Here is a 22,523-nt window from a genome sequence, read left to right on the forward strand (position 1 = left end):
GGCTTGTTCAACGCTGATCACGCTTTGTGATCAGCGTGCAGCTGCCCACTGCGATCAGGCCCGCCAGGCCAATCAGGCCCAGCGCGACAGTAAAGGTCACACGCAGGCCCCTGGCAATCGCCTCTGGCTGCGCAGTGGTGATGTCGACCTTTGCCGAGGCCATGGCGAATACCGCACCCATCACCGAAGCCCCAGTGATCAGCCCCAGATTCCGCGACAGGTTGAGCAGGCCGGACACCACGCCCCGTTGATCTGCCTGGACCTCGGCCATGACCATCGTGTTGTTGGCGGTCTGGAACACCGCGTAGCCCAGCGTGATCACCACCAGCGGCGCCATGTAGCCCCCCATACCCAGGCTGCTCGGCAGTATCGATAACAGGAAACAACCGAGGGCAACGGCGATCAGTCCGACGAGTGTCATGCGCCGGGCACCGAAGCGGTCGGCAATGTATCCGGCGGGAACGCCCGTCAACGCGGCAACCAACGGCCCCACCGACAACACCAGCCCGACCCCGACCGCGCTCAACCCGAGCGACTGCGACAGATAGAATGGCCCCACCACCAAGGTGCTCATCAGAACCGTTGTCACTAACAGGCTCATGATCAGGCTGCCACTCAATTGTGCGTCGCGGAACATCGCCACTTGCACCAGCGGCGCAGCAACGCGCGCTTGGACCCATGCGAACAAACCGACCCCCAGGCATGCCGCCAGCAGCAGGGCAAGATTGAGCATGCCGAAATGACCGCGACCAAGGGTCATGGCCAGCGCGTAGGCGGCGAGGGTCAAGGCCAGTATCAAGGTGCCCAGCGGATCGAAAGCCGCGCGCCTGGCTGGCTGCCGATCCTCAGGCAAATAACGCATGGTGAGCAGCAAGGTCAGCAAGCCCAGAGGGACGGTGATCAGGAATATCGCCCGCCAGCCGAAACTGCCGATCAACAGACCACCCAGCGACGGCCCCAGCGCCGTGCCGATGGCCGACATCGTTCCCAGCAGGCCCATGGCGCTACCGGTCTTTTCTTTGCCGACGGTCTCGCTGACACAAGCCAATGTCAGTGCCATCATGATCGCCGCGCCAAGCCCTTGCAGCGCTCGCGCACCGATCAGCCATTCAAGACCTGGCGCCAGGCCGCACAGGGCTGACGCAAGCGTGAACACGCCAATTCCGCCTAGCAGCAAACGACGCCGTCCGATGAGGTCACCCAAGCGCCCGACGCTGACGATCAGCGTGGTAATCGCCAGCAGATAGGCGAGAACGATCCATTGCACTTGTTGAAAGGATGCTGTGAATACCTCGGCTAACGTCGGCAAACCCACGTTGGCGATGCTGGTGCCCAAGGAAGACAGCAGCATTGATGATGACAGGCTGAGCAGTGCCCATTTGACCGACAGAGCGGGTAGGCCGACTGATGTAGTTTCCATGCCGTATCTCTTTGTGGCGGCTCCCGATTGGAGCTACCGCCAATCTACGTTAGCGCCTAACATGGCGGAAGACGCACGGCTTGCACTTGATACGTGCGCCTGACGCCACTTCACTCAGTTACGGTGCGATCATGTCTGGTTCCGACTTCAACTTGCTGCTTACCCTTGATGTCCTGCTCAGCGAAGGCAGCGTCGCTCGGGCCGCCAAGCGCCTGCGCCTGAGTCCGTCGGCGATGAGTCGGGCGCTGGCGCGGCTGCGCGAAACCATGGGCGATCCGCTGCTGGTTCGGGCCGGGCGCGGTCTGGTGCCAACGCCGCGGGCGCTGGCACTGCGCGAGCATGTCAGGGAATTGGTGCAGCAGGCAGAAGCGGTGCTACGCCCGGCCGAGCAACCGGACCTGAGCTGTCTGGAGCGCACCTTCAGCTTGCGCACCAGCGAAGGCTTCGTCGAAAACTTCGGCGCCGCGCTGATCGCCCGAGTCACCGAACAGGCACCGGGCATACGTTTGTGCTTCGTCAGTAAACCCGACAAGGACAGCACTTCACTGCGCAACGGCACGGTCGACCTGGAAACCGGCGTGGTGGGTAAAACCGCCTGCCCGGAGCTGTTGACCCAAGGCTTGTTCCGCGACCGATTCATCGGGGTGGTACGTGAGGGGCACCCATTGAGCAAAGGCTCCATCACCCCCGAGCGCTACGCAGCGGGTCAACACATCAGCGTGTCCCGCCGCGGTCTAGAAAACGGCCCGATCGATGAAGCACTGCACCTCCTGGCATTGCAGCGACGCGCCGTGACCATCGTGGCCGGATTCTCGACGGCATTGGCATTGGCGCGATCTTCGGATCTGATCGCAAGCGTGCCGGAGCGACACACCAGCGCGGCGCGAGTCGGGATGTACAGCTTTGCGCTGCCGCTTTCCCTTGCGCACTTTTCCGTCGCCATGTTCTGGCACCCCCGACAGGACGCCGACCCCGTGCATCAGTGGTTACGTGGTTGCCTTCGGGAGGTTTGCACACAATAAAGTTTCATGTGTACGTTCTTGAAACAATCACTGTTTCAGGTATGTAACAGTTATGCGACTCGGAATATTCAGGCAATAAAAAGTTGGCGGTACGTTATAAATGATCCTGAACTTGTCGGTCATTGTGAGGTATTGCCAACAATTGTTATTTGGATCCGTTTTTTTTGTGAATGAAAGTTGATTGCAAATACGTCAGGTGGCGTGATGCTATTAGTTGGTGGCAATTAACCAGTAGTCATGAGGTGGATGGATTAATGTTTTGATGTGATCACAAGTCTTTGATTAATATAATAAATAAACTTGTTGGCGTGCTGGCTATGCATATTATCGGATATTTAAAAACATTATGCGATCTCGGAAGGTTCGTTGCGCAAACAAGATAAAAAAATAACTTCACAATAAAAGCACACGCTTTTCTAATGCGATGCTAGTGTTGGTACCCTCCGTTCACCCCGCTGGCTTTTCTGAAGAGGACGTGCGTCATGCCCACTCAAAACCCGCGGATTGCGATACTCGGTAATAGAGCTCCCGGATTGAACCTTCCCGAGCTTGAGCACTTTACCGATCTCGGCAGTCTGTTGGCTGCAGTCGCATTTGATGTCGTCCTGTTGGATATGCCCGCCGCTTACGCAGCAAAAGTTCTTCGCAAACTGCGCTCGACCGAGCCCTATCGCTACACGCTCATCTACTGTTGTCGCGACCAGGATGGCTGGTGTGAAGCCCTGGGTGACGGAGCGTGCCCGGTTGAGTCCAGCGAAATAAAAACGCTTTGGGCGAACTGGCTGGAGCGCTTCCGGCTTTTCAAGCAAGGATCGGGGCAGGAGCGTTTCGAAAGTCGGGTGTTGACCTGGCTGTGGCTGCGTGACAACGCCCAGGTGTACGCTCTGCGAGACCCACAGGTGCCTCAGCATTACCGTTATCCGTTGCTGGATGCCCTGGCGGATAACGAACCGATCAACTCGTTTGTCTGGCTCGGTTTGATGGTGCAGCAGGAATGGCTGGAGGAGGGCGTACTGATCGACCGCGTCCGGTTGTGCTCGGACTGCGGTTCGGGGCGGCTCAATTACATCGACGTCTGTGCCGAATGTCATGCCATGGACATATCACGGCAACCGTCATTGCATTGCTTTACTTGTGGGCATGTCGGGCCTCAGGAATCATTTCTCAAGGATGGCGTGCTGTTGTGCCCCAATTGTCTGAACCGCTTGCGTCACATCGGTAGCGATTACGACCGTCCGATGGAGAACTACCGCTGCCGCTCGTGCCAGGCGTTTTTTGTCGATGCCGAAGTGCAAGCGCGTTGCCTGGATTGCGGGTTGTCGCACACGCCCGACAAACTGCGGGTGCGAGAAGTCCGGGATTTTCGCTTGGCCGAAGCGGGGCGGTTTCGTTGCCGGCAGGAATTCAGCGAGCGTTCGTCTCGGCACTTTGGCAGGCTCAACCTGCTGGGCGGCAAGGACTTCTTTGATCTGCTGAACTGGCAGATCCAGATCGTTCGCCGCTATTCGAACCCGGCTTTTTCTTTGATCGGCCTGCGTTTTGTCAACCTGGCCGGCACGTTGACGCGCCTGGGTGAACAGCGTGGCCATGCGTTCATCGACAGTGTCGCCGATCGTCTGCAGGAGTCGGTCAGGGAAACGGATCGCTGCTCTCGAAGCACCGAAGAGTTTTTCTGGATCATGTTGCCCAATACTGACGAAAAGGGGCTGGAATCGGTCAAGCAGCGTCTCGGCCGGGTCGCCGAGCTGTTTTCCGCGCCGGAAATCAGTGACGTGTCCTTACGGTTGGTCAGCATCACCGCACCCAAGGAGCTCCTCGATCAGGAAGATGGTGAACTGCTGCTGGCCCGACTGGCCGGCGAATTGGGTGATGCGAGATGAGCCCATTCATGGAGCAACTTTACAGCCTGCTCAGTGCCTTGATGGGAGCGGACGGGTTGAGCCGATTGTTTTACATGCTGTTCCCCCTGTTTCTGATGTTCGAATTGCCGTTGATGGTCATGGTGATGCTCGGTGTGCTGCGCTGGTTCACTCGTCGGCGCACGCGCGTGCCCAAGACCAGTGTCTATCGACCCCGGGTCTCTTGCATCATTACCTGCTACAGCGAAGGCCTTGATGTACAAACCACACTGTTGAGCCTGTGCGAACAGACCTACCCCGGCCATATCGAGATGATTCCGGTGGTCGACGGCGCCACGGTCAATCAAGCGACGCTCAGCGCCGTACGCGGTTTCAAGGTCGATGCGTATCTGTACCCCAGGCGCCATTTGCGACCTATCGCCAAATGGCAGCGGGGCGGACGGGTATCTTCATTGAACGCCGGCCTGTCACTGGCCAGCGGGGACATTGTCATGGCCCTCGATGGCGATACGTCCTTTGACAACAACATGGTCAGCTCCATCGTGCGGCACTTCGAGGACCCTTCGGTGCCGGCGGTTGCCGGTAGCCTGCGGGTGCGCAACGTCTGGTCATCATGGGTGACCGCGATGCAGGCGCTGGAGTATCTGTTGTCCATCCACATGTCGAAAATCGGTTTGTCGGAATGGAATCTGGTCAACAACGTCTCGGGGGCCTTCGGTGCGTTTCGCCGCAGCTTCCTGGTGAAAATCGGTGGCTGGAACACGCATACCGCCGAAGACCTGGACCTGACGTTGCGGATCAAGAGCTACTTCAAGCGCCACAACCTGAGAATCCCGTTCGAGCCTGAAGCGATCGGCCACACCGATGCACCCAAGACCCTTCGCGAGTTTCTGATGCAGCGCCTGCGCTGGGACGGCGACCTGTACTTTCTCTATATCAGAAAGCACAACCACAACATCGACCCCAAGCTGCTGGGCTGGCGCACCTTCCTGATGATTCTGCTCACGGGCTTCTTTTTCCAGCTGGTGCTGCCTTTCCTGATCCTCACCTACACCCTGGTCGCGTTGTTCGTTCTGCCGGGCAAGACGTTGCTGATTCTGTTCGTGATGGTTTACCTGTTGTACCTGATGATCACCTCGATATTGTTCCTGGCCATGTTGGTGATGGTCTCGGACCGGCCCCGCAAGGACATGACCTTGGGGGTGCTGGTGCCGGTCTTTCCGCTGTTCATGCTGATACTGCGCTGTTGGAGCGCCGTGGCGATGCTCAATGAAATGTTTCGTCGCGGACACGAAGAAAGCTCGATGGCGCCGTGGTGGGTACTTAAACGGGCCACGAGGTTTTGATATGCGATCGATTCTGCTCGCCATGACGCTGCTGATTGCGCCGCAAGTGGTGCACGCTGCACCTTCGCAGTGGTCCCAGGCCATTTACGTCTGGGACAGCGAAGCCTTGCTCGATCCCGAGCATCGGGGGGCTGAACTTGCGGCATTGCGCAAGGCCGGTATGGACAAGATTTACCTGGGCCTCAAGGCCGCCCAGATCAAGGACCTTGGCACCACACGTCAACAACTGGAGCAATTACTGCAGCAAGCGACCGGAGCAGGGATGCAGATCAGCGTGTTGCTTGGCGATCCGGAATGGATAAAGCCTGAGGGGCGTCATCAGCTCAGCGATTTACTGGCAAAACTCGACGGCCTTTCCTTCACCAGCCTGCATCTCGACCTGGAGGTCGAGCAGTTGGGCGTACCGGTGCCTGACCAGCGTTTGAAAGACTGGCTCGACACTTTGCGCCTGGCGGCCCGCGAAAGCCCTTGGCCGGTGGAAATTTCCAGCCACCCCCGCTGGTTTGGCGACGCAAAACCCGGAGAAACCTGTGTGCCCTGTGGGCTTCCCGAAGCGGGTGTGCGCCAGGTCAGCCTGATGATCTACACCCGCAACCCGAAAAACAGTGCGCAACGAGCAGAGGCTATCGCCAAACGCTGGCCCGATCTGCAATTTCGCCTGGCGCAAAGTACGGAGCCGCAACTGGATTCCACCGAATCCTGGGCCGGTGCATCGACTGAACAGTTGCAACACCAGGCCAGTGTCTGGCGCGAGCAACTGCAACCTCAAGGGATTGCCGGAATTGACTGGCAAGCCTGGCGAGACTTTCCAAAACGGTGAGCCGTCATGAAGATTCGTTTCGATAGTCGCAAAGAATTGAGCCCTACTCAGGAACAAGGCTTGACGGTGCTTTACGCACCGGGCAAACGCATGGCGTTCCGGGTGCGCTGGTACCTGATTCTGTTATTGGTGGCGAGCCCCTTGATCTGGCTGGGTGGCAAGCTGGTTTACGGGATGTGGATGATCGACGCGCCGGCGCAATTGCGCCTGCCGATTCTTGAGGTCCGAGCGCGGGATGCCGGGCGGGTCGAGCAATTGTTCGTCAAGGCGGGGGAGCAGGTGCGGATCGACCAGCCGCTGGTTAACCTCGACAACCCCGAATGGCGTGCGCGGCTGGCGCAACTTGCGGCCATACCGGCCGATACGATGCGCTTGAGCAATGCCAAGCTCGGTGGCCGCGAACGTCAATTGCTCAGGACCCGTATCGCCCGCGCGGAAGACCGCGTGAAGGTGCTTGAAGAGCTCGTGGTACGCGGCGCGGTTTCCCGGGGAGAGGTGTTGTCCGCCCAGTCCGAACTCGACAGTTTCAGAGCCGATCTGCTGGCGTTTGAACGACGCGAGCAACAGGCCAGTCAATCGCCCTTGAGTGATGAGCGAGATAAGGCACAGCGCAGTGCCGAGCAAGCATGGTTGCAGACGCGGCTTGCCGCGCTGCCGGTCGCGGCCGCGCAGAGCGGACGGGTGGCAGAAGTTTTGGTCAACCCTGGGGAAAACGTCGGCGCCGGCACCTTGCTGATGCGCATCGAGCAATTGGAAGATCCGCTGCTGTGGATTTATCTGGAGCCACTGAACATCAGCTACGCCGCCATTGGTCAGCCGTTGCGTGTACGCATGCCGGACGGCGAGTGGTTGACCGCCCACGTGGTTCAGGCGGTGGACAGCGCCGGACGTACGCCGACGGTGTTGCGCGGGCCGTTTGCCGCCAGCGAAATGGGCCTGCAGGTTGCCGCGCGGTTTGATCGGCCTCTATCGCCACGCTGGCGAATCGATCAATTGCCATTGAATGTGCGCTTTCCCACTGACTGGAAAAAAATGCTCACTGACGGCCGTGAATTCATCGATGAAATAGGCGATTTCATCGCCATGGTTCGTCCCTCCGCCACCGAGCAAGAGAGAGAATAAGTCATGACTGAGCGAATTCTTGTGACGGGAGGGGCCGGCTTCATTGGCTCGCACCTGGTCGAAGCGCTGCTTGAAAAAGGCTATGGCGTGCGTGTTCTGGATGATCTATCCACGGGCAAATTATCTAACCTGCCGATTGATCGCTGCCATTTGACCCTGGTGGTGGGGGACGTCGCCGACGGGCCGACAGTGGCGAGGGCGATGAAAGATTGCAGCGCGGTGGTGCATCTGGCCGCGGTAGCTTCAGTGCAAGCATCGGTAGACGACCCGGTTGCGACCCATCAAAGTAATTTTGTCGGCACCTTGAACATTTGTGAGGCGATGCGCCAGGAAGGGGTAAAGAGGGTGGTTTTTGCCTCCAGTGCGGCGATCTATGGCAACAATGGCGAAGGCACCGCGATCACCGAGGAGACTGTAAAAGAACCGCTGACCCCCTATGCCGCCGACAAACTGGCCAGCGAACACTTTCTGGATTTCTATCGTCGTCAACATCATCTTGAGCCGGTCATTCTGCGATTTTTCAATGTCTATGGTCCGCGCCAGGACCCTTCGTCGCCTTACTCCGGCGTGATCAGTATTTTCAGCGAGCGGGCGCAAAAAAAACTCCCGATCACCGTTTACGGCGATGGGGAGCAAACACGGGATTTCGTTTACGTAGACGACCTGGTCAAGATCCTCGTACAGGCTGTCGGTGATGTTCAACCCGGCAGTGACCCAGTCAATGTCGGGTTCAACCGTTCCACCAGCGTTAATGATCTGGCGTCGATGCTAGGTGAATTGCTCGGGCGGCCACTGACGTTGAACTACGACAAGCCGCGCAGCGGTGACATCAAGCATTCGCGCGCCGACAACAGCCGACTGCTCAAGCGGTTTGCCATGGCCCCGCCGACCGGTTTCGCCGAGGGACTGGGACAATTGCTCAAAAGTATTGATGGCGACGGGCGTTAGCGGCGACTTCGGTCGCCAGCAAATGCTCGGCCAACACATCGTTGAGAAAGCGGAACTGATCGTTGAGCCCCACCACTTCGTTGTTGAAATGATTGCCGGCAGCTGGAATCAGCAAGTCTTCGAATTTTTCGTCGAACATCAGTGTCAACACCTTACGGGACTCGAATTGCTGCGAGTAGTAGTTGTTGCCGAACACCGGGAAGCTCACGGCCAGGGTGACTTCGTTGATCATGACGTGCGCTCCTCGGAGAGAACGAACCAGGCGAATACGCTCAACGTGGAGGCCGTCAGGGCCAGACAGGTCAGGAGATGGATCAGCATGATTCGAACCTCCGCTACAGGGTTTCGTGTGGGGTTGAAACTGATCCTACGCTGACGGTTCTGGAGCGGAAGGCATTCGTGGCGATGGTGAGTATCGATGGCAGTGATGGTCGGGCTTCGCCAGCAGGCTGGCTGCCACAGTAGTCCCTTGCAGGAGCCAGCCTGCTGTCGATGAAGGCATTAAGAACAACATCAACAACCAGCGGGCAAGGACTGCCACCTATACTCAAATCAAGGGTTTTTGAGCGTCGGGCATTTGGTTTGGCGCAGACTTTAGGGAACCGCGATCTTGAATCGGCGCTCGCTGATCGTCGTCATGCTGCTGTTGGCGGGATGCGCCACAGCTCCGCGTGCGCCGGTGGAAGTGCCGCAGGTCATGATCTCGCCAAGTACCTGGCAACAAGTCGATCAGGAAATCGTCAGCGCATCGCAATCCGCCACCGAACAAACCAGAATCTACGCCCGTGGCGCCATGGATTACTGGCGCACGCGGGTCTATCAGTTGACCGAAGAAAACTTCATCCCCTGGTTCAGCAGCTATTGGACCCAGGAATGGCTGTCGATGAAGGTCAGTTGGTACACCATCAGCGCCAAGGGCGAGCGGGACACCTCGGAAAAGCGCCTGGCCGCTTACTTGCTGGAGAAATACCAGGAAAAGGTACTGGCTCCAGTGGCGGTGGAGATTGATCCGGATGCGATTCTCAGTCTGGCGTCGGCGTTTTACGTCGACATCCTCAGGGAAGAGTTGCAGAAAATCTCCCAGCGCCACGGCGTGCCGATGGCTCAACTCAATGGCCGGATCCAGAAAGTCCCGGCGATAGCCCTCGGGCCGCCATCGGCCCGGGATGCTTCGCTGTATCAAGTCGTGCACGCCGAGACGTTGAACTCGCTGCCGGCCTATGCCGCGCTCATCGACAAGGTACACAAGGCCGGTGGCGAGAAAGGCGTCGATTCGACCGACACCGCCATGGCGCCGGTTGCCAAGCGTGCCAGTCAGCGAATCGAGGCGGAAATGGCCCCTCGCGGTGCGGCCAGTGCCGTGGCGGCGGCGGCGGGAAAACTCGCCGGTGGCTTGATTACCGTCGGTGTCGCGGGGATACGTGCGTTGATCCAGGCCAGCGACCGGCCCGACAGCGAGGCGCTGATTCGCAGCAGTCTGGGCAACACCTTCGACAAGGCCTGGACGAAGATGGTGCAAAGCCCGACCAGTGGCGTGATGGCCGGAACGTTGTACATGGCGGGGCAGATCGAAGGCAATCTGGCGCAAAGTGCGCAACCGCCGGTCGGTGTCAGCGTGGGAACTGTCGATTGGAGTCCGACCGAATCGACTAACCAGCAGATCAACCCATGAAGCAAGGAGATGACTCATGTCTTACATCGATGGTTTTGTCGCGGCGGTGCCTACCGCCAATCGCGAGCAATACAAAAAACACGCCGAAATCGCTGCGGCGGTTTTCAAGGAAAATGGCGCCTTGAGTGTGGTCGAATGCTGGGGCGAAGACGTGCCGCAAGGCACCGTCACCTCTTTTCCGATGGCGGTGAAACTCAAGGAAGGCGAAACCGTGGCATTCGGCTGGATCGTCTGGCCGGACAAGGACACCCGCAATGCCGGCATGGACAAAATGATGCAAGACCCGCGCATGAAACCGGACGTCAATCCGATGCCGTTCGATGGTCAAAGAATGATTTACGGTGGATTTGAACAGCTGCTTGAAGCCTGACAGCGTAACGCAGGATCACTCTGCCGCCGGGGTGATCCTGCAACTCTTGCGCCCGCGGATTTCATCGTCCGTCGGCCGTTCACGAATGAACTCGAAACGCGGTTCGCCTTCGCTGTAATGCACCAGCCAGCCCCATTCCAGCTCGAATTCGTCCTGCCCGGGCTTGGGTGGAGCGGCCCACCATGGTTCTTTGCTGAGGATCTGACGCATGGCCGCCTCCTGATGGTTCGCTTGCATGAACTATAACGTGCATGCCGTCATGCGCCAGAAACAGCCCGTCGGTTGTAGACTCAAGTGAGCCAGCCAGAGATCCCCCTGCATGAATGACGAATCCCGTGAGCCGTTCAAACGGCTGTTCTTTGCCTTGGACTGCGCGCCGGCACAACGCAAGGCCATCGCCCAATGGCGTGGCGCATTGCAATTGAGGAGTGGACGCCCGGTGCCGGCGGAGAACTTTCACCTGACCCTGAAATTTCTCGGTTCGATCGATAACGCGCGAATCGCTGATATCTGTGAGGCAGCCGCATCTGTGCGCACATCGGGCGCGCGACTGACGGTGGTGCTCGACCGATTGGATGTCTGGCGCAGGGCAGGGGCGCTGGTACTGGCGCCGGAACAGCCACCGCCGGCATTGTTGCGCCTGGTGTATGACCTGGAACAGGCCTTGTTGCCCTTTGGCCTGGAAGACGCCCCCCGGGAATTTCGCCCGCACCTGACCTTGGCCCGCGACTTTCGCGCACCCCTGCCCGAGGCCGTCACGGCGCCGGAATTTTTCCTGCGCGCCGATCGCTTCATCCTGTTCGAATCCCACAAGGGCCGCTATCGGGCACTGGCCGAGTGGCCTCTGGGCACTGCCTGATCCCAAACAAAAAAAGGCGCCCGAGGGCGCCAAACTTCACCTTAACCGAGGAGCCAGGTGAGCGATGCAGCGGTGGTAAGGCGCTGCATGAAGGTAAACCTCGATCGTTATTTCCTTGATCGTTCCCACGCTCCGCGTGGGAATGTAGCCCGGGACGCTCCGCGTCCCTCGTCAGAGCTGGAACGCAGAGCGTCCCTTGAGGCGTGCCCACGCAGAGCGNATCCTTGATCGTTCCCACGCTCCGCGTGGGAATGTAGCCCGGGACGCTCCGCGTCCCTCGTCAGAGCTGGAACGCAGAGCGTCCCTTGAGGCGTGCCCACGCAGAGCGTGGGAACGATCCTCGCTCCGCGCCGTTATTTGATCGTTCCCATGCTCCGCGTGGGAATCCTTGATCGTTCCCACGCTCCGCGTGGGAATGTAGCCCGGGACGCTCCGCGTCCCTCGTCAGAGCTGGAACGCAGAGCGTCCCTTGAGGCGTGCCCACGCTCCGCGTGGGAATGTAGCCCGGGACGCTCCGCGTCCCTCGTCAGAGCTGGAACGCAGAGCGTCCCTTGAGGCGTGCCCACGCAGAGCGTGGGAACGATCCTCACTCCGCGCCGTTATTTGAATCGTTCCCACGCTCCGCGTGGGAATGTAGCCCGGGACGCTCCGCGTCCCTCACCAGAGCTGGAACGCAGAGCGTCCCTTGAGGCGTGCCCACGCAGAGCGTGGGAACGATCCTCACTCCGCGCCGTTATTTGATCGTTCCCATGCTCCGCGTGGGAATGTAGCCCGGGACGCTCCGCGTCCCTCGCCAGAGCTGGAATGCAGAGCGTCCCTTGAGGCGTGCCCACGCAGAGCGTGGGAACGATCCTCRCTCCGCGCCGTTATTTGATCGTTCCCACGCTCCGCGTGGGAATGTAGCCCGGGACGCTCCGCGTCCCTCGTCAGAGCTGGAACGCAGAGCGTCCCTTGAGGCGTGCCCACTCTCTGCGCCGTTATTTACCCAACTTCACCTTGGTCCAGCCGCGGGTCATGATCCGCTGTACGGCAATCGGCTGGTCAGGAATGGCATACAACGTCGCCATTACGGCTTCAGGCGGGTACGACCCCGGGTCGTTGCGAATCGCCTCATCCACCAAAGGCGTTGCCGCCGCGTTGGCGTTGCTGTAGCCGATGTTGTTGGTGATCTCGGCGATGATGTCCGGGCGCATCAGGAAGTTCATGAACTGATAGGCCTCTTCGACGTTCGCCGCATCACGCGGGATGGCAACCATGTCGTAGAAACTGCCGGCACCTTCTTTCGGGATGCTGTAGTCAATCTTCACCTTGTCACCGGCTTCCTCTGCGCGGGCCTTGGCTTGCAACACGTCGCCGGAGTAACCGACGGCGACGCAGATGTTGCCGTTGGCCAGGTCAGAGATGTACTTCGACGAATGGAAGTAAGACACCGACGGGCGAATCTTCATGAACAGCGCTTCAGCTTCGGCGATGTGCGCCTTGTCGCGGTCGTTGACCGGGTAACCCAGGTAGTGCAGGGCGGCCGGGATCATTTCGGTCGGCGAATCGAGGAAACTGATACCGCAGGCTTTGAGTTTTTCAGCGTTTTCCGGTTTGAACAGCAAGTCCCAGGAGTTGGTCGGCGCGTTGGCACCCAGCACTTCCTTGACCTTGGCCGGGTTGAAACCAATGCCGATCGAACCCCACATGTACGGGAACGCATGAGCGTTGTCCGGGTCGCTGGCGGAGGCGTTTTTCAGCAACACTGGATTGAGGTTTTTCCAGTTCGGCAGCTTCGATTTGTCCAGTTCCCGATAGACGCCGGCCTTGATCTGCTTGGCCAGGAAACTGTTGGACGGCACGACTATGTCATAGCCGGATTTGCCCGCCAGCAGGCGCGCTTCAAGGGTTTCGTTACTGTCGAAGACATCGTAGGTCACGCGGATGCCGGTCTCGTCTTCGAATTTCTTGACCGTGTCCGGGGCAATGTAATCCGACCAGTTGTAGACGCGCAGAACCTTGTCATTGGCCTGGGCGCCCGAGGCGATCGCGCCCAATAAGGACAGTGTCAGCAGAGTCCTGCCAAACATTTTCATCGGTACAACTCCATTTCTTTTCTTATTCAAATACACAAAACAAAAATCAGAATTCAGAACCTGTGGCAGTGAGCCCCAATACCCGGGGGCTTGATACAGTGCCTGTGGCGAGGGAGCTTGCTCCCGCTGGGCTGCGCAGCGGCCCCAAAATTGTGTGAGTGCTGCACACTCAAGCGGGAGCAAGCTCCCTCGCCACAAGAAGCAAGCCCCAACGACTTACGCCGTCGCTCCCAACATCTTCTTTTCGGGCGCCTGCCAGGATTCGCTGGCGGTCTGGTCCATCGCTTCCTGGATCGCGCGTTTACGGCTGGCTTCGGCACGTCGGCTGAAATACCAGACCATGAAGGTCACGATCGAAACAGCCAACAGAATCAGGCTGGCCACGGCATTGATCTCAGGCTTCACACCCAGACGCACCGCCGAGAACACTTCCATCGGCAGGGTCGTCGAACCCGGGCCGGAAACGAAGCTCGCCAACACCAGGTCATCCAGCGACAAGGCGAACGACATCATGCCGCCCGCTGCCAGTGACGGCGCGATCATCGGAATGGTGATCAGGAAAAACACCTTGAATGGCTTGGCGCCGAGGTCCATGGCCGCTTCTTCGATGGACAGGTCCAGTTCGCGAAGGCGGGCGGAGACTACCACTGCCACGTAGGCGGCACAAAACGTGGTGTGGGCGATCCAGATCGTGACGATGCCACGCTCCATCGGCCAACCGATCAACTGCGCCATGGCCACGAACAGCAGCAACAGCGACAGGCCGGTAATCACCTCGGGCATCACCAGCGGCGCGGTGACCAGGCCACCGAACAACGTACGGCCCTTGAAACGCGTGACACGGGTCAGCACGAACGCGGCCAATGTCCCCAGTGCGACTGCTGCGATTGCCGTGTAGCAGGCGATTTCCAGCGAGCGCACCACCGAACCCATCAGTTGCGAGTTGTCGAGCAGACCGGCGTACCACTTGAACGACCAGCCGCCCCACACCGTCACCAGTTTCGATGCGTTGAACGAGTAGATCACCAGGATCAGCATCGGCAGGTAGATGAACGACAGGCCGAACACCAGCATCAATTTTGAAAAACCGAAACGTTTCATCCCCGTGCCTCCATCTCTTTGGCCTGGCTGCGGTTGAACAGCAGAATCGGCACAATCAGGATCAACAGCATGACCACCGCCAGCGCGGACGCCACAGGCCAGTCGCGGTTGTTGAAGAACTCTTGCCACAGTACGCGGCCGATCATCAGGGTCTCCGGACCACCCAGCAGTTCCGGGATCACGAACTCGCCCACCACCGGAATGAACACCAGCATGCAACCGGCGATGATGCCGTTCTTGGCCAGCGGCACGGTGATTTTCCAGAAGCTGTTGAAGGTGCTCGAACCCAGGTCCGACGCGGCTTCCAGCAAGCTCTGATCGTGCTTCACCAGGTTGGCGTAGAGCGGCAGGATCATGAACGGCAAGTAAGCGTAAACGACGCCGATATACACCGCGATGTTGGTGTTGAGGATCTCGATCGGGTGTGAGGTCAGGCCTGTCCACATCAGGAAGCCGTTGAGCAAACCGTTGTTGCTGAGAATGCCCATCCATGCGTAGACGCGGATCAGGATCGCGGTCCAGGTCGGCATCATGATCAACAGCATCAGGACGTTTTGCGCTTCCTTGCTCGCCTTGGTAATGGCGTAGGCCATCGGGAAACCGATCACCAGGCACGCCAGTGTGCTGAAGAATGCGACCTTCAACGAACCGAGGTATGCCGAGAGGTACAACTCGTCTTCACCCAGCAACGTGTAGTTGCCGATATTGAGCAGCAGGTTGAATTTCTGCTCGGCGTAGGTGTAGATCTCCGAGTAGGGCGGAATGGCCAGCGCGGCTTCCGAGAAGCTGATCTTCATTACCAGGAAGAACGGCAACATGAAGAACAGGCACAGCCATACGAATGGAATGCCGATCACCAGTTTTCGCCCACTGGGCACCAGGCGCAGGAATTGCTGATTGAAGGTTCTCATGCGCGCAGTACCACGCCGCTGTCGTCTTCCCACCACACGTAGACCTGATCGTCCCAGGTCGGACGCGCGCCCCGGCGTTCGGCGTTGGCCATGAACGACTGGACAACCTTGCCGCCGGGCAGCTCGACGTAGAACACCGAGTGGCCGCCGAGGTAGGCGATGTCATGCACCTTGCCGCTGGACCAGTTGTAGCGCGTGTCGGGTTTGGTGGTGCTGACCAGCAGTTTTTCCGGACGGATCGCGTAGGTGATCGACTTGTCCTGCACCGACGTGCTGACGCCGTGGCCGACGTAGATCTTCTGTTCCAGGTCGGGGCTGTGAATGATGGCGTGACCTTCGAGGTCTTCCACCACGGTGCCGTCGAAGGCATTCACGTTGCCGATGAATTCGCAGACCATGCGGCTGACCGGCGCTTCGTAAATGTCCACCGGGCTGCCGATCTGGGCGATCCAGCCCAGGTGCATGATTGCAATGCGCTGGGCCATGGTCATGGCCTCTTCCTGGTCGTGGGTCACCATCACGCAGGTCACGCCAACGCGCTCGATGATCTCCACCAGCTCCAGTTGCATCTGCGAGCGCAGCTTTTTATCCAGCGCGCCCATGGGTTCGTCGAGCAACAACAGCTTCGGCCGCTTGGCCAGGGAACGGGCCAGCGCCACGCGCTGACGCTGACCACCGGACAACTGGTGCGGTTTGCGCTTGGCGTATTGGGTCATGTGCACCAGACGCAGCATTTCTTCCACGCGGGCGTCGATTTCGGCGGCGGGCAAACGGTCCTGCTTGAGGCCGAAGGCGATGTTCTGCGCCACCGTCATGTGCGGGAACAGGGCATAGGACTGGAACATCATGTTGATCGGCCGTTCGTACGGCGGCATGTCGGTGATGTCGACACCGTCTAGCAGAATCCGGCCTTCGGTCGGGCGCTCGAAGCCGGCGAGCATGCGCAGCAGCGTCGATTTACCGGAACCGGAACCACCGAGCAGGGCGAAGATTTCGCCCTGATGGATTTCCAGGGACACATCGTCCACAGCGGTGGTTTCGTCGAATTTCTTGGTGACGCGGTCGACTTTCACCAGAACCTTTTTCGGTGCCTGGTGACCTTCAAGAGCCTTCCTGTAGATGCTGGAGGCGTTTGCCATGTGAAACTCCCAACAGGTTTCAGTCGTCGGGCCAACGCGGCCTGACTTAATAGTTGATTGCAAACCCGGAGCGAGTGATGCCGGCCAATTCATTTGCGGTCCTTGTGGGAGCTGGCTTGCCAGCGATGAGGCCCTGGCAGTCAACATGATCGTTGACTGACCAACCGTCATCGCTGGCAAGCCAGCTCCCACAGGGAATTGCATTTGCATTGCTGGCATCACCCATCCCGCCGGGTTTATTCGGCGCCGCCGTCCTGGCTGCCTGGTCGTGCTTGTTGTTATTGCAGTGTGTAGTTGTCGTGAAGGGCAGGCGCGCCAAGGCTCGCCTGTGATCTTCACGGGGCAGTAAATTGAATATTCGGGGTTTGAGTCAGCGCAAATTACGCAACGCTGCCCGTTGTCGGCACGCGTCACCAAACGCCTGGAAAATTCTCAGGTAGGGAGGGTTATCCAGCACCTGCCACTCCGGATGCCATTGCACACCGAGGGCGAAGGTTTTGCTGTGCTTGACCGAGACCGCCTCGATCAAGCCATCCGGCGCGACGGCTTCGGCGCGCAGGCCGGGGGCCAGTCGGTCAATGCCTTGGCTGTGAATCGAATTGACCTGGAACACCGTAGGCAGATCCAGCGCTTGGAACACACCGCCCGGTTGCACATTCACCTCATGTGCCGGTGCGTATTGCACGGCCAGGTCCGGGTGATTGGCTTCGCGATGATCGAGGAAGCCAGGGAGCTCATGGACCTTCTGATGCAGGCTGCCGCCGAACGCCACATTCATCTCCTGGAAACCCCGGCAGATGCCGAGCACCGGAACGCCGGCAGCGATGGCCGCACGGATCAGGGGGAGGGTGGTGGCATCCCGCGCCGGATCATGATCCGTGCCGGGGGCGCTGGCGGGGCCTTGATAGTGGAAGGGTTCCACATTCGAGGGCGAGCCGGTCAGCAACAGACCGTCAAGCTGCGGTAGCAGATCCTCGATTTCGGTCAGGTCGCCTAAGGAAGGAATAACGACGGGCAGCCCCAGCGCCGCAACGCTGACAGCGCGCAAGTACTTGTCGCCGCTGACGTGGTAGGGGTGCAGGCCAATCTGTTTGACGCACGCAGTAACGCCGATCAATGGCTTGAATGCCATTTTTATCACCTCGAAGTTTGACACTTGAACGAGCTTTTCCGGAGCTTAGCCTTGTTGATTTTAATTAACAACTCCCATGTAAAAAATTCTAAACGCCGCGCGTCCGATCTTCAGGATTTACAGGTGTTTCGAGGCTGGTTTGGCACTCTCGTGCCGCTTGGAGGCCCGAAAATAAAGGTCGAAAGGCGCGGTGTTCGCTATTGACTTCACTTTGCCTTTCGGATTGACTGGCTGCGTGAAAGGGCGGTGAACATAATAATTAACAGTAAAAAAATAGGTGCATCATGTCGGTCCCTCTGCGTACCGTTCAACTCAACGAAGCAAACGCATTCCTTAAGAAATATCCTGAGGTTTTGTACGTCGACCTTCTGATTGCGGATATGAACGGTGTGGTGCGCGGCAAGCGCATCGAACGCACCAGTCTTCATAAGGTTTACGAGAAAGGCATCAATCTGCCGGCTTCCCTGTTTGCTCTGGACATCAATGGCTCCACGGTGGAAAGCACCGGCCTGGGTCTGGACATCGGCGACGCCGACCGTATCTGCTACCCGATCCCAGGCACCCTGAGCATCGAGCCATGGCAGAAGCGCCCGACCGCGCAACTGCTGATGACCATGCATGAAATCGAAGGCGAGCCGTTCTTCGCCGACCCGCGTGAAGTGCTGGCCAATGTCGTGCGCAAGTTCGACGACCTGGGGCTGACCATCTGCGCCGCGTTCGAACTGGAGTTCTACTTGATCGACCAGGACAACGTGAACGGTCGACCGCAGTCACCACGTTCACCGGTGTCCGGCAAACGTCCGATTTCGACCCAGGTGTATTTGATCGACGATCTCGACGAATACGTCGACTGCCTGCAAGACATCCTCGAAGGCGCGAAAGAGCAGGGCATCCCGGCAGACGCCATCGTCAAGGAAAGCGCCCCGGCGCAATTCGAAGTCAACCTGCACCACGTGGCTGACCCAATCAAGGCGTGCGACTACGCCGTCCTGCTCAAGCGTCTGGTGAAGAACATCGCCTACGACCACGAGATGGACACCACCTTCATGGCCAAGCCGTATCCGGGCCAGGCGGGCAACGGTCTGCACGTGCACATTTCGATTCTCGACAAAGAAGGCAACAACATCTTTGCCAGCGAGGATCCCGAGCAGAACGCCGCGCTGCGACACGCGATCGGCGGTGTGCTCGAGACCCTGCCGGCGCAGATGGCGTTCCTCTGCCCGAACGTCAACTCATACCGCCGCTTCGGCGCACAGTTCTATGTGCCGAACTCGCCGAGCTGGGGGATCGACAACCGTACCGTGGCGGTGCGGGTGCCAACCGGTTCGCCGGACGCCGTGCGCATCGAACACCGAGTGGCTGGCGCCGATGCCAACCCGTACCTGCTGATGGCGTCGGTATTGGCGGGCGTGCATCACGGCCTGACCAACCAGATCGAACCGGGCGCTCCGGTGGAAGGCAACAGCTACGAGCAGAACGAACAAAGCCTGCCGAACAACCTGCGCGATGCACTGCGCGAACTGGACGACAGCGAAGTCATGGCCAAGTACATCGACCCGATGTACATCGACGTGTTCGTGGCGTGCAAGGAGAGCGAGCTGGCCGAGTTCGAGAACTCCATTTCCGACCTTGAGTACAACTGGTACTTGCATACCGTGTAACAGCGCCGACACCCAACCCGTGGCGAGGGAGCTTGCTCCCGCTGGGCCGCGTAGCGGCCCCAAAAGATGGGACTGCTGCGCAGTCCAGCGCGAGCAAGCTCCCTCGCCACAGGTTACTTACCTCGCACTGTCTGTTAACACGACCATCTATTCCCCTGCGTCGAGTCACAACAATGACAATTACTCGCAGCGATTGGGAGCAATGCTTCCAGTCCCTCACCATCGAGAGCCGTGCCTTCATCGACGGCCAATACTGCGCGGCTGCCAGTGGCGCCACGTTCGAGTGCATCAGCCCGGTGGACGGCCGTTTCCTGGCGAACGTCGCCAGCACCGATGAAGCCGATGCCAACGCCGCCGTCGCCGTGGCACGCCGCACGTTCGAATCCGGCGTCTGGGCCAACCTCGCCCCGGCTGAGCGCAAGCGCATCCTGATCCGCTTTGCCGACCTGATCCTGGCCAACCAGGAAGAACTGGCGTTGCTCGAAACCCTCGACATGGGCAAGCCGATCAGCGACTCCATGAGCATCGACATTCCGGCCGCCGCCAACGCGATTCGCTGGACCGCCGAGGCCATCGACAAGCTCTACGACGAAGTCGCCGCCACACCACACGATCAGCTGGGCCTGGTGACGCGCGAAGCGGCCGGCGTAGTGGCGGCCATCGTGCCGTGGAACTTCCCGCTGATCATGGCCAGCTGGAAATTCGCCCCGGCCCTGGCGATGGGCAACTCGTTCATCCTCAAGCCTTCGGAGAAGTCACCCCTGACGGCGATCCGCATCGCGCAACTGGCACTGGATGCGGGCATTCCCAAAGGCGTATTCAACGTTTTGCCAGGCTTCGGCCACACCGTCGGCAAGGCGCTGGCGTTGCACATGGACGTTGATGTACTGGCCTTCACCGGCTCCACGGCGATTGCCAAGCAGCTGATGATCTACGCCGGGCAAAGCAACATGAAACGCGTCTGGGCCGAAGCCGGTGGCAAGAGCGCCAACGTGGTGTTCGCCGACGCACCGGACTTGCGCGCTGCAGCACAGGCCGCCGCTGGTGCCATTGCCTTCAACCAGGGCGAAGTCTGCACGGCTGGCTCGCGCTTGCTGGTGGAACGCTCGATCCGGGATCAGTTCATTCCGCTGCTGGTGGAAGCCCTGCAAGGCTGGAAACCCGGACACGCGCTCGATCCTGCAACAACCGTCGGCGCGGTGGTCGACCAGCGTCAACTGGACAACGTGCTGCGCTACATCGCCATCGGCAAAGAGCAGGGTGCTCAGCTGATCGCCGGTGGCAGCCGCACCCTTGAAGACACCGGTGGCCAATACGTGGAGCCGACGATTTTCGACGGCGTCACCAATGCCATGACCATCGCCCAGGAAGAGATCTTCGGCCCGGTATTGTCGGTGATCACCTTCGACACAACGCAAGAAGCCCTGGCGATTGCCAACGACAGCATCTACGGCCTGGCCGCCGGTGTCTGGACCGCCAACCTGAGCAAGGCGCACACCTTCGCCCGTGGCCTGCGCGCCGGCAGCGTCTGGGTCAACCAGTACGACGGCGGCGACATGACCGCGCCGTTTGGCGGGTTCAAGCAGTCGGGGAACGGTCGGGACAAATCGCTGCATGCGTTCGACAAGTACACCGAACTCAAAGCAACCTGGATCAAGCTCTAAGACCTTTATAAGCGGCGGTCGTCGGCACATTGTCGGCGACCTTCGGAGAAACGTATGAAACAGAACTCTTCAATCCAACAGCATGTAAACAGCTACTACGCCGCCACTCGCAACTTCACCGGTGATTTCCCGGTGCTCGAAGGCGCGGTGGACTGCGATGTCTGCGTGATCGGCGCAGGCTACACCGGGCTGTCTTCGGCGCTGTTCCTGGCCGAAGCGGGCTACAGCGTCACCGTGCTTGAAGCGGCGAAAGTCGGCTTCGGCGCCAGCGGGCGCAACGGTGGGCAACTGGTCAACTCCTACAGTCGCGACGTCGATGTCATCGAAGAGCGCTATGGCGACAAGACTGCCGAAGTGCTCGGCAGCATGATTTTCGAAGGCGCCGACATCATCCGTCAGCGCATACAGCACTACGACATCCAGTGCGACTACCGCCCCGGCGGCATTTTCGCGGCGATGAACAAAAAGCAACTCAAAGGTCTGGCCGAGCAGAAGAAGAGCTGGGAACGCTACGGCAACAAAAACCTGACACTGCTCGGCGAAGCCGATATCAAGCGCGAAGTCGGTTCCCAGGCGTACGTCGGTGGCTTGCTGGATATGCAGGGTGGTCACATCCATCCGCTCAACCTGGCCCTTGGTGAGGCTTCGGCAATCATCGGCCTGGGTGGCAAGATTTACGAACAATCGGCGGCGGTGGAAATCACTTACGGCGAACCGATCACTGTGCGCACGGCCAAAGGCGTGGTGAAGGCCAAGTACCTGTTGATCGCCGGTAACGCCTACCTGCCGCAAGGCCTCGACAACCGAGTGACCAGCAAGAGCATGCCGTGCGGCTCGCAGATCGTCGTTACCGAGCCGTTGTCGGCGCAGCAAGCGCGTAGCCTGATCAAGAACAACTACTGCGTTGAAGACTGCAACTACCTGCTCGATTACTACCGCCTGACCGCCGACAACCGCTTGCTGTACGGCGGCGGTGTGGTCTACGGCGCCCGTGAACCGGACGACATCGAGCAACTGATCCGCCCGAAAATCCTCAAGACCTTCCCGCAACTGAAGGACGTGAAGATCGACTATCGCTGGACCGGCAACTTCCTGCTGACCATGTCGCGCATGCCGCAATTCGGCCGTATCGAAAAAAACGCCTACTACATGCAGGGCTACAGCGGCCACGGCGTCACCTGTTCGCACCTGGCCGGCAAGCTGATTTCGGAAATGATCCGCGGCGACGCCGAGCGTTTCGACGCGTTTGCCTCGCTGCCGCACATGCCAATGATCGGTGGGCGAACCTTCTCGGCACCGCTGACCGCCCTTGGCGCGGTGTACTACTCGCTGCGTGATCGGTTCGGCATCTAAGTGTTACCTCACCGGTGGTGCCCCAATCAGGTGCCGCCGGTTTTTTACA

20 protein-coding genes are annotated in these 22,523 nt (G+C 59.4%); 12 read left to right on the forward strand and 8 right to left on the reverse strand.

Going from position 1 to position 22,523, the window contains the following annotated elements:
- Window positions 1-7 precede the first annotated feature (7 nt).
- On the reverse strand, window positions 8-1,420 hold the full coding sequence (locus tag ASD60_RS07710) for an MFS transporter (protein ID WP_056853436.1): 1,413 nt from the start codon (window positions 1,418-1,420) through the stop codon (window positions 8-10).
- 131 nt (window positions 1,421-1,551) lie between these two features.
- Between ASD60_RS07710 and ASD60_RS07715 the strand changes: the two genes are divergently transcribed.
- The 6 genes from ASD60_RS07715 to ASD60_RS07740 all read left to right on the forward strand — a co-directional run bounded on the left by ASD60_RS07715 (window position 1,552) and on the right by ASD60_RS07740 (window position 8,537).
- On the forward strand, window positions 1,552-2,442 hold the full coding sequence (locus ASD60_RS07715; protein ID WP_056853437.1) for a LysR family transcriptional regulator: 891 nt from the start codon (window positions 1,552-1,554) through the stop codon (window positions 2,440-2,442).
- Between the two features lie 482 nt (window positions 2,443-2,924).
- Window positions 2,925-4,322 carry a diguanylate cyclase domain-containing protein gene (locus ASD60_RS07720; RefSeq protein WP_056853438.1) on the forward strand — a complete coding sequence of 466 codons (1,398 nt, stop codon included), beginning with the start codon at window positions 2,925-2,927 and terminating at the stop codon, window positions 4,320-4,322.
- 8 nt (window positions 4,323-4,330) lie between these two features.
- Window positions 4,331-5,647: a glycosyltransferase family 2 protein gene (locus ASD60_RS07725; protein ID WP_236708421.1), complete on the forward strand. Its 1,317-nt coding sequence runs from the start codon at window positions 4,331-4,333 to the stop codon at window positions 5,645-5,647.
- Window position 5,648: 1 nt separating this feature from the next.
- A complete protein-coding gene (locus ASD60_RS07730; RefSeq protein WP_056853440.1) occupies window positions 5,649-6,467 on the forward strand; it encodes a hypothetical protein in 819 nt (272 codons plus the stop codon).
- Between the two features lie 6 nt (window positions 6,468-6,473).
- Entirely contained in the window at window positions 6,474-7,589 is a 1,116-nt protein-coding gene (locus ASD60_RS07735) for an HlyD family secretion protein (RefSeq protein WP_056853441.1), read from the forward strand.
- Window positions 7,590-7,592: 3 nt separating this feature from the next.
- A complete protein-coding gene (locus ASD60_RS07740) occupies window positions 7,593-8,537 on the forward strand; it encodes an NAD-dependent epimerase/dehydratase family protein (RefSeq protein WP_056853442.1) in 945 nt (314 codons plus the stop codon).
- Here the strand turns inward: ASD60_RS07740 and ASD60_RS07745 are convergent.
- The gene (locus ASD60_RS07745; protein ID WP_056853443.1) at window positions 8,509-8,769 is read right to left on the reverse strand and encodes a hypothetical protein; all 261 of its coding nucleotides are present in this window, start codon (window positions 8,767-8,769) and stop codon (window positions 8,509-8,511) included. The two genes, ASD60_RS07740 and ASD60_RS07745, sit on opposite strands and share 29 nt — an antisense overlap.
- A gap of 378 nt (window positions 8,770-9,147) precedes the next feature.
- On the opposite strand from ASD60_RS07745, the gene ASD60_RS07750 reads away from it, so the two are divergent.
- Together ASD60_RS07750 and ASD60_RS07755 are read left to right on the forward strand one after the other, a co-directional pair.
- The gene (locus ASD60_RS07750; RefSeq protein ID WP_056853444.1) at window positions 9,148-10,209 is read left to right on the forward strand and encodes a hypothetical protein; all 1,062 of its coding nucleotides are present in this window, start codon (window positions 9,148-9,150) and stop codon (window positions 10,207-10,209) included.
- A 16-nt stretch (window positions 10,210-10,225) separates the two neighbouring features.
- Complete coding sequence (locus ASD60_RS07755; RefSeq protein ID WP_056853445.1) at window positions 10,226-10,579, forward strand: DUF1428 domain-containing protein; 354 nt, start codon at window positions 10,226-10,228, stop codon at window positions 10,577-10,579.
- Between the two features lie 15 nt (window positions 10,580-10,594).
- On the opposite strand, the gene ASD60_RS07760 is transcribed toward ASD60_RS07755, so the two are convergent.
- The gene (locus ASD60_RS07760) at window positions 10,595-10,789 is read right to left on the reverse strand and encodes a hypothetical protein (protein ID WP_056853446.1); all 195 of its coding nucleotides are present in this window, start codon (window positions 10,787-10,789) and stop codon (window positions 10,595-10,597) included.
- A 109-nt stretch (window positions 10,790-10,898) separates the two neighbouring features.
- Between ASD60_RS07760 and thpR the strand changes: the two genes are divergently transcribed.
- Window positions 10,899-11,438, forward strand: coding sequence for an RNA 2',3'-cyclic phosphodiesterase (thpR, locus tag ASD60_RS07765; protein ID WP_056853447.1), 540 nt, complete (start codon window positions 10,899-10,901; stop codon window positions 11,436-11,438).
- Window positions 11,439-12,415: 977 nt separating this feature from the next.
- Here the strand turns inward: thpR and ASD60_RS07770 are convergent.
- The 5 genes from ASD60_RS07770 to ASD60_RS07790 form a co-directional block, all read right to left on the reverse strand.
- Window positions 12,416-13,513, reverse strand: coding sequence for a polyamine ABC transporter substrate-binding protein (locus ASD60_RS07770; RefSeq protein ID WP_056853448.1), 1,098 nt, complete (start codon window positions 13,511-13,513; stop codon window positions 12,416-12,418).
- A 216-nt stretch (window positions 13,514-13,729) separates the two neighbouring features.
- On the reverse strand, window positions 13,730-14,614 hold the full coding sequence (locus tag ASD60_RS07775) for an ABC transporter permease subunit (RefSeq protein WP_056853449.1): 885 nt from the start codon (window positions 14,612-14,614) through the stop codon (window positions 13,730-13,732).
- Window positions 14,611-15,492, reverse strand: a complete 882-nt coding sequence (locus ASD60_RS07780) for an ABC transporter permease subunit (protein ID WP_177336560.1) — start codon at window positions 15,490-15,492, stop codon at window positions 14,611-14,613. Before ASD60_RS07780 ends, ASD60_RS07775 begins: the two co-directional genes overlap by 4 nt.
- A 29-nt stretch (window positions 15,493-15,521) precedes the next feature.
- Window positions 15,522-16,664 (reverse strand): polyamine ABC transporter ATP-binding protein, encoded by a 1,143-nt coding sequence (gene potA / locus ASD60_RS07785; protein WP_056853451.1) that lies wholly within the window; start codon window positions 16,662-16,664, stop codon window positions 15,522-15,524.
- Between the two features lie 370 nt (window positions 16,665-17,034).
- Window positions 17,035-17,796 carry a gamma-glutamyl-gamma-aminobutyrate hydrolase family protein gene (locus ASD60_RS07790; protein WP_056853452.1) on the reverse strand — a complete coding sequence of 254 codons (762 nt, stop codon included), beginning with the start codon at window positions 17,794-17,796 and terminating at the stop codon, window positions 17,035-17,037.
- Between the two features lie 284 nt (window positions 17,797-18,080).
- Here ASD60_RS07790 and ASD60_RS07795 point away from each other — a divergent pair, with 284 nt between their 5' ends.
- From ASD60_RS07795 to ASD60_RS07805, 3 genes are all read left to right on the forward strand, one after another.
- Entirely contained in the window at window positions 18,081-19,457 is a 1,377-nt protein-coding gene (locus ASD60_RS07795; RefSeq protein WP_056853453.1) for a glutamine synthetase family protein, read from the forward strand.
- Between the two features lie 173 nt (window positions 19,458-19,630).
- Window positions 19,631-21,121 carry an aldehyde dehydrogenase gene (locus ASD60_RS07800; RefSeq protein WP_056853454.1) on the forward strand — a complete coding sequence of 497 codons (1,491 nt, stop codon included), beginning with the start codon at window positions 19,631-19,633 and terminating at the stop codon, window positions 21,119-21,121.
- Window positions 21,122-21,175: 54 nt separating this feature from the next.
- Window positions 21,176-22,474, forward strand: a complete 1,299-nt coding sequence (locus ASD60_RS07805) for an NAD(P)/FAD-dependent oxidoreductase (protein WP_056853455.1) — start codon at window positions 21,176-21,178, stop codon at window positions 22,472-22,474.
- The last annotated feature ends 49 nt before the right edge of the window (window positions 22,475-22,523 follow it).

The organism is Pseudomonas sp. Root562 (genome assembly GCF_001427125.1).
Classification (GTDB): domain Bacteria; phylum Pseudomonadota; class Gammaproteobacteria; order Pseudomonadales; family Pseudomonadaceae; genus Aquipseudomonas.

Coding starts and splice junctions, on each gene's coding strand:
- ASD60_RS07710 (WP_056853436.1), bottom strand. CDS start 1,420: ATGGAAACTACATCAGTCGGCCTACCCGCTCTGTCGGTCAAATGGGCA.
- ASD60_RS07715 (WP_056853437.1), top strand. CDS start 1,552: ATGTCTGGTTCCGACTTCAACTTGCTGCTTACCCTTGATGTCCTGCTC.
- ASD60_RS07720 (WP_056853438.1), top strand. CDS start 2,925: ATGCCCACTCAAAACCCGCGGATTGCGATACTCGGTAATAGAGCTCCC.
- ASD60_RS07725 (WP_236708421.1), top strand. CDS start 4,331: ATGGAGCAACTTTACAGCCTGCTCAGTGCCTTGATGGGAGCGGACGGG.
- ASD60_RS07730 (WP_056853440.1), top strand. CDS start 5,649: ATGCGATCGATTCTGCTCGCCATGACGCTGCTGATTGCGCCGCAAGTG.
- ASD60_RS07735 (WP_056853441.1), top strand. CDS start 6,474: ATGAAGATTCGTTTCGATAGTCGCAAAGAATTGAGCCCTACTCAGGAA.
- ASD60_RS07740 (WP_056853442.1), top strand. CDS start 7,593: ATGACTGAGCGAATTCTTGTGACGGGAGGGGCCGGCTTCATTGGCTCG.
- ASD60_RS07745 (WP_056853443.1), bottom strand. CDS start 8,769: ATGATCAACGAAGTCACCCTGGCCGTGAGCTTCCCGGTGTTCGGCAAC.
- ASD60_RS07755 (WP_056853445.1), top strand. CDS start 10,226: ATGTCTTACATCGATGGTTTTGTCGCGGCGGTGCCTACCGCCAATCGC.
- ASD60_RS07760 (WP_056853446.1), bottom strand. CDS start 10,789: ATGCGTCAGATCCTCAGCAAAGAACCATGGTGGGCCGCTCCACCCAAG.
- thpR (WP_056853447.1), top strand. CDS start 10,899: ATGAATGACGAATCCCGTGAGCCGTTCAAACGGCTGTTCTTTGCCTTG.
- ASD60_RS07770 (WP_056853448.1), bottom strand. CDS start 13,513: ATGAAAATGTTTGGCAGGACTCTGCTGACACTGTCCTTATTGGGCGCG.
- ASD60_RS07775 (WP_056853449.1), bottom strand. CDS start 14,614: ATGAAACGTTTCGGTTTTTCAAAATTGATGCTGGTGTTCGGCCTGTCG.
- potA (WP_056853451.1), bottom strand. CDS start 16,664: ATGGCAAACGCCTCCAGCATCTACAGGAAGGCTCTTGAAGGTCACCAG.
- ASD60_RS07790 (WP_056853452.1), bottom strand. CDS start 17,796: ATGGCATTCAAGCCATTGATCGGCGTTACTGCGTGCGTCAAACAGATT.
- ASD60_RS07795 (WP_056853453.1), top strand. CDS start 18,081: ATGTCGGTCCCTCTGCGTACCGTTCAACTCAACGAAGCAAACGCATTC.
- ASD60_RS07800 (WP_056853454.1), top strand. CDS start 19,631: ATGACAATTACTCGCAGCGATTGGGAGCAATGCTTCCAGTCCCTCACC.
- ASD60_RS07805 (WP_056853455.1), top strand. CDS start 21,176: ATGAAACAGAACTCTTCAATCCAACAGCATGTAAACAGCTACTACGCC.